The 15,837-nt window shown below is 63.9% G+C and carries 4 protein-coding genes; 2 read left to right on the top strand and 2 right to left on the bottom strand.

The window, feature by feature from the left end; all coding sequences use genetic code 11:
- Nucleotides 1-87: 87 nt before the first annotated feature.
- Nucleotides 88-12,468, bottom strand: a complete 12,381-nt coding sequence (locus KVT37_RS07910; RefSeq protein WP_217571371.1) for a hypothetical protein — start codon at nucleotides 12,466-12,468, stop codon at nucleotides 88-90.
- Between the two features lie 274 nt (nucleotides 12,469-12,742).
- On the opposite strand from KVT37_RS07910, the gene KVT37_RS07905 reads away from it, so the two are divergent.
- Nucleotides 12,743-13,222, top strand: a complete 480-nt coding sequence (locus KVT37_RS07905) for an invasion associated locus B family protein (RefSeq protein ID WP_254633872.1) — start codon at nucleotides 12,743-12,745, stop codon at nucleotides 13,220-13,222.
- A gap of 224 nt (nucleotides 13,223-13,446) precedes the next feature.
- Nucleotides 13,447-14,481, top strand: coding sequence for an ATP-grasp fold amidoligase family protein (locus tag KVT37_RS07900; RefSeq protein ID WP_217571369.1), 1,035 nt, complete (start codon nucleotides 13,447-13,449; stop codon nucleotides 14,479-14,481).
- 37 nt (nucleotides 14,482-14,518) lie between these two features.
- Here the strand turns inward: KVT37_RS07900 and KVT37_RS07895 are convergent, their stop codons facing one another.
- Entirely contained in the window at nucleotides 14,519-15,796 is a 1,278-nt protein-coding gene (locus KVT37_RS07895; protein ID WP_217571367.1) for an L-fuconate dehydratase, read from the bottom strand.
- Nucleotides 15,797-15,837 lie beyond the last annotated feature (41 nt).

The following is a 15,837-nucleotide window of genomic DNA, read 5'->3' as shown; positions in this document are numbered from 1 at the left end:
GCAATATCAATTGTATTTTACCAGTATTTTACCCAATGATAGCTTTTTCTCTTGCGTCGGTTGCGCAGAAGATACAATCACAACTCTTTATGGCAATGGCCCGACAAAGTATCCGCCGCCCGCCGGCTGACTCGGGTCGCCGAAAGCAAATACGGCAGAGGCGTTCGAGCCCGAGAAATTGTTCATTGAGGCAATGTAGTTCTGGACCGTGCTGAACGCATAAGGCCCACCCGCATAGGCGGGGCTGCCGATGAGCCCGACCTTCGAATTGCCTTCCTGCTCAAGGACGATGCCGGCCACGATCGCCGAGCTGGCATTGGCCCCGACATTGACAGTGTTGGCAAGAGCGCCAGCGCCGCCCAATGTCACGTTCGTTCTGTTGCTGTCCGGGCTGCCGCCGCCGACGGTGTTCGAGCCGGTCTGGACATAAACGCCGGCAAACGAATTCGCCTGATCGAGCGTATCGACCGTGTTGCCCTGGATCACAGCAGTCATCGTCCCGGAGCCGTTGTGCAGCAAGGTGTAGATGCCGCCGACCGTGCCGTGGATCTGGTTGTTGGTGATGGTCGTGCTCGAATTGCCCGCGCCGTCCTGGAACACTGCGATGCCGTAGCCCTGCGTCGAGCCGCTGCCGGCAACGTTCTGCGTGCCGATAATGTTGCCGCTGATGGTGCCGACAAACGACGCGTTCGTGCCCGTGCCCTTCGTAACGGCGATCACCGCGCCATGCGCGCCTGAAATCGTGTTGTTCGAGATGTTGTAAGTCAGCGTCACGTTGTTCGCCGGGCCGCCGCCGCCGATGGTCAGGCCGCCGCCGCCGGAGACGATGTTCTGGTTGGCGTTGTTCATCGTGTTGCCGGTCAGCACCAAATCGGACGTCACCGTGCCCAGCAGATTGAGCTGGACCAAGTCGCTCCTCGCCGAATTGATGGTCGAGTTCTGAATCGTGACATTGAATGTGCCGCCGGTCGCCTGGAGGCCGATCGCATCGTTGCTGTCGTTGCCGGCAGCAGCGTTTGTCGCGAAGGTCGATCCCGTAATGGTAAGCCGGTTAAGCGTCTCGCCATTGTTGAAGACGTGGAAGGCATCGGCGCGCGCGCCGGTAAAGGTCGAGTTGGTGACCGTGGCGCTGCCAGAGAGCCCAGTGAAGTAGGCATCGCCCTCGCCGACTCCGCTCACCGAATTGCCGTTGGTGCCGTTGATGACGACGTTGGTGAGCGCCATGCCGGCGACATTATTGCCGAGGATGCCATAGTTCTGGAAGTCGTTCATCTGCATCCAGGCGAGCTGCACGTCAGACGTGCCGTTCAGATAGATGCCGCTGCCTTGCGAGGTGCTGCCGTCGGCGCCTGTCTTGTTGGCGATCGTGCCGCCAGATCCGGCCGAGCCGGTGCCGGTCACATGCAGGCCGCCGCTGGAGCCGGTGGTGTCGAGGATGATGCCGTTGGCCGACCCGCCATTGGAAGTGATGCTCCGGAAGGTGACATCGTTGGCGCCGATCGTCGTATTGGCGATGTTGAGCGCGGTACCTGTCGTCGACGTGATCGTATTGCCGGCGCCCTGCACCGTCACCGTCCCGCCGCCGGTGGCGTTGAAACCAGTGCCGCTTGTGGTGTTGATGACCAAACCGCCATTGGTGAAGTCGATCGTGGCGCCGGTGTTGCCGGTCAAATTGACGGCGGTGTTGGCGCCAGTGGTCAGCGCCTTGCTGGCGCCTGAGAAGGTGACCGCGCCACCGCTGTTGGCGTTGACCAGAATGCCATTCGTTGTGCTGCCGGTGGCCGTGAGGCTGCCGGACAGGGTCGTGGTTCCGCCGGTGCGGCCTTGTATGGAGACGATGTTGTTCGCGTTGTTCTTGCTGATGGTGCCGGCATAAGTGATGGTGCCGGCGCCGCCGTTGACGTTGAAGCCGACGCCGCTCGGGTTGGTGATCGAGGTGTTGGTGCTGAAGCTGAAAGTGCCGTTCGAGCCATTGACGATGTCGATGCCGGCGTCGCCGCCGTTCAGCGTCGTCGTGCCATTGAAATTATAGGCGCCATCGGCATTGTCGAACTGCAGGCCGGTGCCGTTGGTCGCCGACAGCGTGCCGGTCTGGAAGGTGATCGTTCCCGTGGCGTGGCCACCGGAGACGCTGACCATGGCCGCGTTGTTGGCCTGGGTCATGTTGCCGCTGTAGGTGACGCTGGCCGTGCCGCCGACGACGTTGAACGCCGTGCCGGTCGGGCTGGTGATCGAGGTGCCGGAACCGAAGGTGAACGTGCCACCCGAGCCGTTGAGGATGTCGACGCCCGCGTCGCCGCCGTTCAGCGTCGTCGTGCCATTGAAATTGTAAGTGCCATCGGCATTGTCGAACTGCAGGCCGGTGCCGTTGGTCGCCGACAGCGTGCCGGTGTTGAACGTGACGGTGCCGGTGTGGCCGCCCGCGACCGACACCAGCGCCTGGCCGGCGGTCGCCTGGCTGACATCGCCCGAATAGATCAGGTTGGCGCTGCCGCCGCTGATGGCGACAGCGGCGGCGCTACCGCCAACCAGGGAGCCCGCGCCGAGATTGACCGTTCCCGACCCGGTGACGTTGGTGAGAACGACACCGCTGGTGCCGCCGGAGCCATTGCTGGTCGACGAGAAGTTGACACCGCCGGCGCCAATGGTGACGCCGCTCATGTTGACGGCGACGCCGGTGCCGGTCGAGATCGTGTTACCGGAGCCGGTCACGTTGAGCGTGCCGGCACCAGTTGCGCTGAATCCGGTGCCCGCGGCCGTGGTGATCGCCAGGCCGCCGCCGAAATTCATCGCCACCGGGGCGCTGTTGCCTGAGATGCTCACACCAGTGCCGCTGCCGGTCATGCCGATCGTGTAGCTTGCGCCGTTGATGTTGTAAGTGCCGCCACTGTTGCCAGTGATCGCGATACCAAATCCCGCACCCGTAAAATTGTTGGATGCGCCCGAGACGGTGACGGTGCCGCCGGAATTGGCGCTTAGCACGATGCCGCTTGTATTGGAGGTCAAGTTGCCGCTCAGCGCGACGAGACCGGCGCCGGCAAACCGACCCTGGACAATAACAGCCGCGCCAGATCCGGAGGATTTGGTGATGTCGCCGGAATAGCTGACTGCCGCCGTGCCTCCGTTCACGTTAAACGAGGTACTCGTTGCGCCCGTCAACGTGCCGGAGCCGAGATTCAGCGTGCCGTCGACTAGTACCACACTGACATTGTCGCCGCCGCCGCCCGACGAGGTCGAATCCAGCGCGATGTTGGCTTGCATATTGCCGAGGTCGATCGCCTGGCCGAGGGTCGAGTTCACGGTCTCGGCGCCGGCGGTGGCGGTGATGCCTATGGTGCCACCATTGCCGAAGATGCCGGTGCCGGTGGTGGTGTCGATGGTCAGGCCGCCGGTGAAGCTGGTCGTGCCGCCGCTCTGCGAGAGACCGATGCCGCTCGTCGTGTCGATGTTGGCGAGGCCGCTGATGTTGAGCGTGCCGCTGGCCCAGCCGATGCCGCCGCCGGTCGTGGCGGCATTGTTCACCGTCACCGTGTTGAAGTTGAAGGTGCCGGTGTTGGTGTTGATCGAGCTGATGCCGATGCCCGACATGTTGCTGATGGACGTCGCGCCGGTAACGGTGAAGGTGCCGGCAACGCCGTCGAAGATGATGCCGCTGGTGCCTCCGGCGGCGCTGACGCTGGAGAACGTCAAGTTGACGGTCAGCGGATCGAGATCGAAGGCCGCGCCATTGACGGTGGTGACCACGCCGGCGCTGCTGTTCAGCGTGAAGGTGGTGTTCGCACCCTTGGTGTCGACCAGGACACCGGTGCCGCCAGTGTTGGCGAGGCTGAGCGTGCCGAGATCAAGGGTGCCGCTGGTGTTGGTGAAGCTGAGGCCATTGCCCTGGACCCGCGCACCGGGATTGCCGACACCGAGCGTACCGGCGCTGACGGTGCCGCCGGCGCCATCGGAATCGAAGCGGACATTGTTGAAGGCGATGCCGCCGCTGCCGGCACCGCCGGTCACTTTGTTGCCGGCAAACGACCTGATCGCGATCGAGTTGTCCGTCGCGCTGATGTTCTGGCCGGAGAAGGACGCCGCCAGCCCGGACGCGGTCGACCTGAGCGTGTTGCCGTCGATGGAAAGCAGCAGCGTATTGGCCGGCGCGCCGGCGGTGGAGAGGTCGAGTGCATTGCCGCCGGCGGCGATGTCGTTGTTCCAGATGAAGAAACTGGAGGCGGCCGTCGCGTTGACGGCAACGCCGTCGCCGCTGCCGGTGTTGCGGATGATCAGGTTCTCGATACCGCCGGTAAAAGTGCCGGTGCCGCTGGTCGCCAGGTTGATCACCGAGGTGGCGTTGTTGCTCTGCAGGATAGGCCGCAGCGTGTCGATGCCGGCCGGCGCGTCGACGATCGTCGAGTTCTGCACCGTGGTAAAGTGGAATACACCCGACGCGCCGCCGCCGGCGGAGACGCCAAGCTGGGAAACATCGATGGCCGCATCGCCGCTCTTGAAGGCGAGCAACACCTGCCCGTCGTCGAGATTGAACGTGCCGCCGCTCAGGTCGAGGGTTTCCTGACTGCCGTTGACGTTCTTGTCGATCAGAACGACGACGTTGGCGGTCGAGGCCTGCGCCTGCGCAAGGCTGCCCGGATTGGCGAGGCTGCCGTCGCCGGTTCCCGAAACGTTGCCGTCCAGGTCGACGTAATAGACGTGGATCGAGGCCAGGTTCGAGGTGTCGCCGGTGAAATTGACGTCGTTGAAATTGTAGTCGCCGTTGGTCGGCAGGCTGTCGGTGGCATGGATGACCTGGCCGCCCGTGGTCGCGATCGACGATTCGGCCGGACCCTGGCCGTCGCCGAAGACGAGCTTGGCGTTGGTGGCGCTGGAGAACTGGACGCCGTAGCCGACATTGGCGATGGTCGAGGTCTGGCCGGCCGGATTGTTGTTGACGGTGTCGCCGAGCTGGATCGTGCCGGTGCCCGTGGTGCCGGCCATATCGATGCCGATCGTGCCGGCGAAGCTGCCGCCGTCGACGTCGAAATCGTTCGCCGTGATGTTGCTCGAGCCGAGCGCCGCGCCGTTGAGATCGAGGCCGATGGCGTTCGCGACATTGAGCCCGATGTTCAGGCTGGTGAAATTCAGCGTCGAGCCGAGCGTGCCGGAGACGTCGACACCACGCGAGGTGATGTTCTGCAGGTCGACCGCGCCGAGATTGAGCGTGCCGCCGCTGACATTGTCGAGCGAAACACCGGTCGCCGCGCCATTGCTCGAAATCGTATCGAAGTTGATGCCGCCGGCGCCGACCGTCGCGTTGGCGAGGTCGAGCGCGGTGCCCGTGCCGGTCGTGATGGTGTTGCCGGCGCCGCTGACGCTGACCGTACCGGGGCCGGTGGTGCTGGCGGTGAAGCCGGCGCCGCTCGAGGTGGTGATGACGAGGCCGCCATTGGTGAAGGCGAGCGTGCCTGCCGTCTGCGGGTCAGGCCCGCCTATGTTAGGTGCCTTGACGACGGCGTCGTTGGTGCCGCTGCTGGTGTTGAAGATCTTCGACGTGCCGGAGAAGGTGGCGGTTCCGTTCGACGACCCGTCAAACAGGACACCGATGCCATCGCCGGTGTGATTGATCGTGCTCGAAATATTGTAGACACCGTTAGCCTTGCCGCCGAAGGTGAAGACCGCTGTCCCTATACCCGTTGCCGCGCTGGTCGAAACGACCTCGCCGCTCATGTTGAGCGCGGTCCAGTCGCCGCCACCGGCTTGCAGGACGCTGCCGGTGTCGACCTTGATCGAGCCATTGTAATTCAGCGTGGCATGGACGAGGTCATTGCCGCCGGAGAGAGCGATAGCCGAACCACTGGTGCTTGTTGTCGCGCCAATGCTGGCGGTGCCGCCATTGTTGCCGACATTGACGATCCCTGTCTGCAAAACGTCAAAGTCGATGCCGACCGAGCCGCCGTCGATGGTCAGGGTCGATCCAGCGACATTGGCGATGTTTATCGTCCCGACCTGGCCGCTGATGTCGAACCCGATATTGCTGACATCGAGGTCGGTCGTACCGGTGAAATTGACCACACCGGAGCCGGTCAGGCCGGCCAGCGAGGCGCCGATGTAGCCGGTATCCTTGAGCCCGCCAATGTTGACGTCGCCGGCAAGGTCGGCGCCCTGCAGCAACACGCCGGCGCCGAGGGTCGTGGATTGTGCCGTGATGCTGTCAAAGGTAACGCCGGCGCCGCCGACATTGGTGCCGACCACCAGCAGGCCGTCGCCGCCGGAGTTGATCTTGTTGCCGGTTCCGGTGACGGTAATGGTAGAGGGCGTACCAGGGGGGAAATTGACAGTGTCCCCAATCGCTTCGAAGCCCGCGCCTGATGTCGTCGTTATGTCGAGACCGCCACCGGTGAAGTTGATCGTGGAGTTCGTGTTGGCGCTTGGCGTGCCGACTGGGAAGCCGCCGGGGAAGCCGATATTGACGCCGTCGGTCGCGCCCGAGTTGATCTGCTTGGTCGAGCCCGAGAAGGTGATCGCAGCCGAGTCGTTGCCGGCAATGACGATGTTGCCGCCCGCGCCGGCAAGGCCGTCGGTCAAATTACCCGACAGCGCCACCGAGCCCCCGGTCATGCCCTGGATCGATACGGCGGCGCCCGTGCCGTTGCTGGCGATCGTGCCGCCATAGGAGATGGCCGCGTTGCCGCCGCTGGCGGCGGTTGCCGAGCCGACATTGAAGGCCGTGCCCGAACCGGTGTTGGTCAGCGTGCCGGTGCCGAATGCAGCCGTGCCGCTCAGGTGCTGCAGATCGATGCCGCTGCCGGAGGCGAATGTCGCGCTGGTCGAGGCGAAGTTGATACCGGCCGTGATGCCGTCGAGCGCCACCGCTTGCGCATTCGTGGCGTTGATCGTCCCGGTGGTGACATTGACCGTGCCGCCGCCGGTGGCCGTGAAAGCCGTCACGCCGTTGGTGGAAATGTCGACGTCCGCGAAGGTGACGGTGGCGCCGGTGTTGTTGGTGAGCGAGACACCATTGCCGTTGACGGTCACCTTGTCGGTGAAATTGACCAGGCCGCCGGTGCGGTTGGCGATCGAGATGCCGCCGCCGGTGAGTGTGCCCGGGGTCGCACTGTTCGGCAGCGTGCCGCGCGTGAGCGTGATGTTACCGTTGCCGCCATCGGCGTTAAGCAACGTGCCGGCAACGTTGATGTTGTTGTTGCTGATCGACAGGTTGGTGGTGAGGCCGTCGACCTTGAACGCCGTCTGGCCCGCCGCGACGTTGCTGACCGTGACGCCATCGATGAAGATGCCGCCGGCATTGCTGAACCCGGCAGCATTCTGGTCGATGAGGAAGACCGAGCCGCTGGCGCCGCTGAAGTCGAAGGCGGTGTTCTTCACCTGGTTGCTGCCGAGCAGGTGCATGAAGTCGCCGGTTCCGGTGACCACGCCCTCGTCGCCGGTGACGTTGCCGCCGGTGGCGCCGAGATTGCCCTGAACATTGATCGGCTGGACCGTGCCGGAGGTGAGAATGGAATTGCCGTTGCCGAAGCCGTCGATCGACTGGCCCGAATCGAGCGTGAATGCCGTCGAACTGAGATCGACGGCGCCGACAAAGGCGAAGGTCTGCGTGCCCACCATGGCATCGGCAGCCGCGACCGAAATGGTGGTTACATCGGCGCTGAGCCCGTTCGTGCCGGCGGCAATCACGCCGCCGTTCTGCGAAACCATGATGACGCCGCCGACGGCGCTCGCCAGATGCGCCGAGCCGGTGAAGGCGACGTCGTCGAAATCGTAGTTGCCGAGCGTCGGATCGAGGCCGATCGTGTTGACCGTGTAGCCGCCGGCCGCTGCGCTGATGGTGGATTGCCGCCCGTCGGCCGAGGTGCCGTCGCCGAAGGTGAAGTTGGCGTTGGCCGAGGTTGCCGTGGTGCCGCCCAACGACAGTTCGACGCCGACGCCGGCATTGCTGATGCTGGAGCCGCGCAGGAAGGTGATGGTCTTGTTGCCGGTGGTCGACGACAGATCGATGCCGCGCGAGGTTAGGTCGCCGTTGCCGGTGATTGACGTGACGCCGAAATCGGCCGTCGTCGACGAGCCGCTGAAATCGATGCCGGTCTGGTTGGCGCCGGCACCCAGCGACACAGTGGTTGTTCCGAAGCTGACATCGGCATTGGTGCCGATGAAATCGATGCCGGCGGTCCCGGCAGCCGAACCCATGGTCACGCTGGTCGTGCCGAAAGTCACCGGGCCGGCATTATTGTTGATGTTGATGCCGTTGCTGGCGGCATTCGTCACTGTGACGGTCCCAAAGGTCGCCGACGCGGTGTTGGCTACATTGGCGACGGACAGTCCGGTGGCCGAGGCATTGGCGATCGACAGCGGGGCAGTAACGTTCAGCGTCGCGGTGCCGGAGAGGCCGGTGACGACAGCCCCACCGCCGCCTGTCGCCGACAGCGTTGGGCCGGTGAAGCTGATCGCGCCGCCGGTCGGAACCGTGGTCGAGCCTATCCCGAAAAGCCTACCGGTGCCGGTCGAACTGATCGCGCCGCTGAAGGTGACCGAACCGCCGCTGATGCCGTCGACCTTGACCGCCGTGCCCAGCGTGCTGGTCGAACTGGAGATATCGGCCGAGACCGTGATCGCAGCGGTGCCGCCGGAGACGACGACGCCGTCGTTGCCGACGAAGCCGCTATTGGTGATGGTGCCGCCAATGGCGATGGTGCCGGTGTTGTTGGTCAGGCTGACATCGGCGCCCGCAACCTCCGTCGTCACCAGGTTGGCGACATTTACGGTGGCGGCACTACCCTGCACCACGAAGCCGTCACCCAAGAGGCCGACGGCCGCGATGGTCGTCGTGCCGTTGAAGCTGTAGATGCCGCTGGCGACATTGGTGAGACGGATGGCATCGCCCATGACGCGACTGATGTTGACGCCGCCGAAGGTGACATTGCCGCCGCTGGTGTTCTCGATGACGATGCCGGTCGACACGTTGCCGCCGGTGCCATCGACGGTGACGCTGGCGAACGTCACACCGGCAGCACCGATCGTCAGACCGCCGGCGCCGCCGAGCTGGATGCCCTTTTCCGCCAAGCCGGCGCCGGTGTTGACCGTGTTGCCCGATCCGGTCACCGTCAGCGTGCCGCCAAAGATGGCGCTGAAGGCGAAGCCGCCGTCCGTGGTCAGATCGAGACCACCGGTGAAGTTGATCGCGCCGCCCGCATTGTTAGTGAGGTCGATTGCATTGGCCGCACCGGTGCTGGCGGTGATCTTGCCGGCGAAGGTGGCGGTGCCGCCGGTCATGCTGGAGATATTCACCGCATTTGCAGCAGTGGCCTGGTTGATGGTGCCGTTATAGGTGACGTTGGGCGTCGAACCGTTGATGTTGAAGGCGAAATCGCCTGTGTTGGTGATGGAACTCGCGGCCCCGAAAGTCAGGGTTCCACTCGAGTCGTTGACGATACCGACGCCTATGCCGCCGCCGGTAATATCGAGGTCGTCGAAAGTGGCGGTGCCGTCGAAATTCTTGGCGAACAGCCCGGCATTGGTAGCATTGCCGATCGTCGTGTTGCCGGTGAAATTGACGGTCGCGCTCGAGGCGACAAGCTCGATGCCGGTTTGGCTCGCATTCTGGACATTGAGATCGTCGACCGAAACCGTGCCGGTCACGCCATTGAGGAAAAGACCTGTGTCGACATTGCTGACGGTCACGCCCTGGATCGTCAGGCCGTTGATCGAGGTCGCGTTGATACCCTCGTCGGTGCCGCCCGAAATGTTGAAGTCGAGCAGCGAATTGCCGTTGGCCGCCGTGACGACAGCGCCGGAGCCGGAATTGGTCAGCGTCGCCGCGCCGGCAGGGTTCGAGATGGCCACGTCATGCTGGACATTGTCCCCGGTGACGTTGATCGGCAAGCCGCCGAGCGAGAAGGAGCGGCCGTTGCCGAACGACGCCAGCGTCTGGCCGTCGCTGAGCGAGAAGCCGTTGGAAGCATCGATGGACGTGCCATCGTTGACCAGCACGAAGATCGCGTCGCTGTCGGTGATGGCATCGGCGGTCGCGACCGTGGCCAGGTTCGTCAGCGAAGAGCCGTCGCCACTGCCTGTGGCCGACGAGCCGATGAAGATCACATTCTGCACGTCGAACAGTTGCGGGCCGCTGAAGGTGGTCGAGCCGAAGGCATAGAGGCCGAGCGTCTGGTTGAGGCCGCGGGCGTCGAGCGAAGCGGTGTTGCCCGCGATGGATCCGCCGCCGAAGCTGAACTCGGCATTGGCCGAATGGGCCAGCGAGCCGGAAATACCCAGGCGCACGCCGGTGTCGACACCGGAGATGCTGCCGCCATTGGTGATGGTGATCGAGGCGTCGCCCGTCGTCTGCGCGAGATCGATGCCGATCGAGCCGGCCGCACCCGTGCCGGTGAGGTTGAGCGACTGCGCGGTGAAATTGGTCTGGCTGCCGGAGAAGTCGAGGCCGGTGCCGGCGCCGAGCCCGGAGATGACGATGTTGCCGGCGACCACGGCGGCATTGACGCCGGTGAACGACATGCCGTCGGCGCCGGGATTGGTGATGGTGATGTCGCCGAAGCGGATCGACGCCGGCGAGCTGGTGATCGCGATCGCCGGTCCGGTCGTGTTCGAGATGTTGGTCGCGCCGTTGACGGTGAAGCTGCCCGACACCTGGTCGAGGATGACGCCCGACACGCCACCGCTCTGGGTGATGGAATCGAGCACCACATGGGCGGTGATCGGATCGATGAAGACGGCAGTGCCGCCATTGCCGGAAATTGTGCCCCCGGTGGTGGTGAAGCTGCCACCGCTCGACGTGCCTTGCACCGTGATGCCGCGGTCGGTGTTGTTCTGGGCATTGACGGTGGCGAAGGTATAGGTGCCCTGCCCGGTGATATCGAGGCCGTCATCGGCATTGCCGTTGAGCGTCGTCGTGCCGGTGAAATTATAGGTGCCGTTGTCCTCGATATGCAGGCCGTCGAGGCCGTTGCCTGTCGCAGAGAAATTGGAGGCGCTGACATTCGTCGAATTGCCGGTGAAATCAGCGCCATTGCCGCCGGTGCCGGTGACGGTGACGTCGGTGAGCTTGGTGCCGGCAGCGTTGTTGCCGAAGATGCCGTCGCCACCGCCGGTGATGGTGATGTTGCTCAGCGTGTTGTTGCTGGCCAGAGTGATGACGGGGCTGGCGGCATTGGTGCCCTGGATGGTGCCGTTGCTGCCGCCGAAATTGTAGGTGCCGATGCTGCCGTCGGCGAGCTTGGCCTGGACACTGCCGCCGCCACCGATGACGGTCTGCCCTGCAGTGAGATTGACGCCGCTGGTGGTGATGTTGCCGCTGCCGCCGAGCGCGACGATGAAGCCGTTGCCGCCGGCCTTGGTGACGGCATCGTCCAGCGTCGTCGGATCGCCGATGGTGCCGAGCCCCAGCGTATTGCCGCCGTCGGCGAAGAAGAACTTGCCGAAGGCCGCATTGGTGGCGGCGTTGATGGCTACCCGCGTCGTCGTGCCGGTGACCCTGTCCTGCTCCTCAAGCCTGACGCCGATATCGCCGCGCACGCGCTCGTTGAGCCGCTTGCGTAGGCCCGGGCTGACCGTGGAGACAGGATCGGAGGCATCGTCGGCGGACGCGCTGCTGCCGGGCACGCTGAACGGTACTGTCAGCCGGACGCTGCCGGCGAACTGGGTATTATCGCGATTGTCGTTGCGCACCTCGCCGGTGAAGGTCAGCGACGTGCCTTTGCCGATGACGTCGCCGAAGGTGTACTCGATGCCCGCCTTGACGCCGGTGGTCGCGTGGTCGTCGCCGTCCGGGTCGGCGAAGTGATAGGCGCCGACATCGAAGCGCAGTGACTGGTTCTCCGGCAGGTCGATCGGCGCCTGGACGCCGACTTCGCCCTCGATGCCCCAAGCGGCATAGGTGCGGTGGTCGATCGTCGAAATCTCTTCGAGCAGCTGGTTGCCGACGAGCGACAGCGTCGAATCGATGCCGTTCGAGCCGCGGTCCTTGCTGATCGGCAGGTAGACATTGACATGCGCGTCGTATTTCGAGGTGATCGCCTCGAGGCCGAGCGTGGTGGCGACGAACTGGTGGCTGTCGTCGTTCTGGATGTTGAGATAGGCGTAGCCGCCGATCATAAGATCCGGATTGACGATGCGGCGCACGCCCAGACCGACATCCTGGCCGAAGCCGTTGTCGAAATCATATTTGGAGCGAACGTCGAGGAAGAGGACCGATTCGAGGTTCTGCTTGATCGGCAGGAAGCCTTCGAGCGCCGTAAAGCCGCTGTTGGAGTTGGCGCCGATGATGGCGCGAACCTGCGGCTGCCACAGGCCGGCATCCTCGGCATGCGCGGCCAGACCCGACAGGGCGAGAGCGACAGTGGTCAGCGCGGAGGTGCGCAGCAACATGCCGGAGCGGCGGGATGCAATCAATGCTTCGCCGCGCCGCACCTGGCGCCCGGCGATCTTCCCCCGATCTTCAGTCAGCCCTGTGCGCGAGCGCATCTACCCGTCCCGGCTGCCGCCATGCTCTTCCACTGGGATAGCGGATACTCGTTGTATTACATGGTATTGCACGGCAATTAATGGTTGAGATACGGTATTAACACAGAAATTAGAGTCATGTTGCAGTAGAGCAACACCGACTTTGCCTCCAACGACTCGGACTCCACTAAGCCGGCTACAATAGCAAAAATTGAAATGCGACAATGGGAGTATATTAGTGAAGTGTAATGTAACTGAGTGGTGGAGACGCCTGGTTGTTGGCCTCGGCGCGGTTTTGTTTCTGACCGGCCTTGCCATGGCGGAGGACGCCAAACCTGCCGAAACAAAGCCCGCGGATGCCAACCCCTGGGTGGTCAACTGCTCGTCGGGATCGTCAGGCACCGAGTTGCAATGCCAGGTTTCGCAGAACCTTACCGAAGCCAAGACCGGCCAGCGCGTGCTGACCGTCACGGTGCGCCGCCAGCAGGGCGCCCAAGGCTTTGCTATGCTGCTTGCCCTGCCGCACGGGCTGTTCCTGCCATCGGGAACCTCCTACCAGATCGACGGCGGCAAGAAGACCACAATCGCCATCCAGACCAGCGATCAGAACGGCGCCTATGCCGCGACGCCGCTGGCGCCGGATCTGCTCAAGGCGATGCGGTCCGGAACCACGCTGAACATCGGCATGGAATCGGTAACGCGCAAACCGGTGACCATTCCTGTTTCGCTGAAAGGCTTCGGCGCCACGATCGACAAGCTCGAAGCGACCAAATGAAGGCGGCCGGTCGGCTCCGGGACGCTCTGTCATGCGGTCGTGCCCAGTCGAATCCGATTGAGATATTGTCGGCTGGTCCGTAAGGTTTCGCTGATATAGGCCTTCGCGTAATCAGGCATATAGGCCCAAGATTGAAACGAAGCCGCGAAACGCCGGAGCGGGAACGACCAACTTCGCGGTCTGTCCCAAGCGGCTGATGGATTTGCCGGGGGGCAAAACGTCCGATGACAGCGAAGGCCGGCATTGCTGTACGCCAACGCGCGATCCTGGCGCTTGCCCGGGTTTTCCTGACGGCCCGCCACCCGCTGCTCGTCAAGCGCTTTTTCAGGCGGCTGGGCTATCTGCCTAACCCGGCGGCGCCGACGCGCTATCATGAGCGGATGCTGTGGCGAAAAATCGTCGACCACAACCCGCTGTTCGTGACGCTTTCGGACAAGCTTGCGGCAAAGGACTATATCCGCGATGTCTGCCCGGAGGTGAGCACGGCGCAAACACTCTGGTCCGGCGGCGATCCCGACGACATCCCCCCGGATTTGCTCAGCGGCAGCGTGGTGGTGAAGACCAACCATGGCTGCGACATGAACATCTTCGTCGCCGACGGCCGGCCCGGCCGTGACGAGATCGTGCGTAAGACGAAACGATGGCTGAAGCGGCGCTTCGGCACGCGCTACGGCGAATGGGCCTATTGGCTGATCGAACGAAAAGTCTTCGTCGAGGAGATGCTGCCGCTCAGCGGCGGCAGGATCGCCACGGAGATCAAGGTCCAGGTCTGCAGCGGCGTGGTCTGCCATGTGCGGGCCGAAGACAAGATGGCGTTGCGCTCGCGCCTGTTCGACCCGCAAGGCAACCCGCTGCCGGGACGCGACCTCGATTATCCGCGCGAGGACCAGGCATTGGACGTCACGCCGCGTCTGACGGACTACATCCGCAAGGCAGCGGAGATCGCGCCCCGTATCGCGGGAGATCTCGACTATGCCCGTATCGATTTTCTGGTGACCGACGACCAACTCTATGCCGGCGAAATCACGGTCTATACGGCGGCCGGCTATGCGGTGTGGAGCAATCCGGCGATCATGGCCGACCTCGAGCAGCGCTGGCGACTCGATCAGGCGCATTATCTCAAGCGCCAGCATCGGGGCATTGCGCGTCTCTATGCGGATGCGCTACGCGCCAAATGCCGGAGCGACACCCAAATCGTCACTGTGCCGGGCGACGCGTCCGACGTGCCACAACCTGCAGCGCTGGACGCTTATCCCTGAAGCGCTTCGGGGTTTCTCCGCGCCGGCGTTTCGGCAATCAGGGGCGATGCAAATAGTCTTCGATCGATTGCGGCTTCATCTCGATCGAGAAGCCGGGCGCGGCCGGCGGCATGTAGGCCGCGTCGCTTATTACGCAGGGCTCCAAGAAATGCTCGTGCAGGTGGTCGACATATTCGATGACGCGTCCGTCCTTCGTGCCCGACACGGCGACATAGTCGATCATCGACAGGTGCTGGACATATTCGCAAAGGCCGACGCCGCCGGCATGCGGCCAGACCGGCAGGCCGAACTTGGCGGCGATCAGAAGCACCGCCAACACCTCGTTCAGCCCGCCCATGCGGCAGGAATCGATCTGCACGACATCGATCGCGCCGCCTGCGATGAACTGCTTGAACATGATGCGGTTCTGGCACATCTCGCCGGTCGCGACCTTGATCGGCGCCACCGCCTTGCGGATTTTCGCGTGGCCGGCGACGTCGTCGGGACTTGTCGGCTCTTCGATGAAGAAGGGCTTGGCGAAGGCGAGGTCCTTGAGCCAGTCGATCGCCTGGTCGACCTCCCAGACCTGGTTGGCGTCGATCATCAGGTACCGGTCCGGCCCGATCACCTCGCGGGCGATCCGCAAGCGGCGGATGTCGTCGGCTCGGTCGCGGCCCACCTTCAGCTTGATGTGGTTGAAACCCTCGTCGACCGCTTCCTGGCAGAGGCGCCGCAGCTTGCCGTCGGGATAGCCGAGCCAGCCGGCGGAGGTGGTGTAGCAGGCATAGCCGTCGCGCTCGAGCGTGGCGATGCGTTCGGCCTTGCCGGCCTCGGCCTTCTTCAGGATCGCCAGCGCCTCGGCTGGCGCGATGGCATCGGTGAGATAACGGAAGTCGACGATGCGCACGATTTCTTCCGGGCTCATCTCGGCAACCAGCCGCCAGACCGGCTTGCCGGCATCCTTGGCCCACAGGTCCCACACCGCATTGACCACCGCGCCGACCGCGAGATGCATGGCGCCCTTGTCCGGACCGATCCAGCGCAACTGGCTGTCGCCGGTGACATGACGCCAGAAGCGGCCGGGATCCTCTTTCACCCAATCGAGGTCCAACCCGACGATGAGATGGCGCAGCGCCTCGATCGCCGCGCAGCAGATCTCGTTGCCGCGGCCGATGGTGAAGGTGAGGCCGTGGCCTTTCAGCGACGGAACATCGGTGTCGAGGATGACATAGGCGGCGGAATAGTCTGGATCGGGGTTCATCGCGTCCGAGCCGTCGAGGCTTTGCGACGTCGGGAAGCGCAGGTCGAAGGTTCTGAGGTCCGTGATCTTGGTCATTTCTTGCCTCTTGACTGGGCTGCCTCGTAACTGGATTGCCG

This window comes from Mesorhizobium sp. GbtcB19 (assembly GCF_019091085.1).
Classification (GTDB): Bacteria; Pseudomonadota; Alphaproteobacteria; order Rhizobiales; family Rhizobiaceae; genus Mesorhizobium.
The sequence above is the reverse complement of the archived record's forward strand: the minus strand, read 5'-3'. Positions and strand labels throughout refer to the sequence as shown.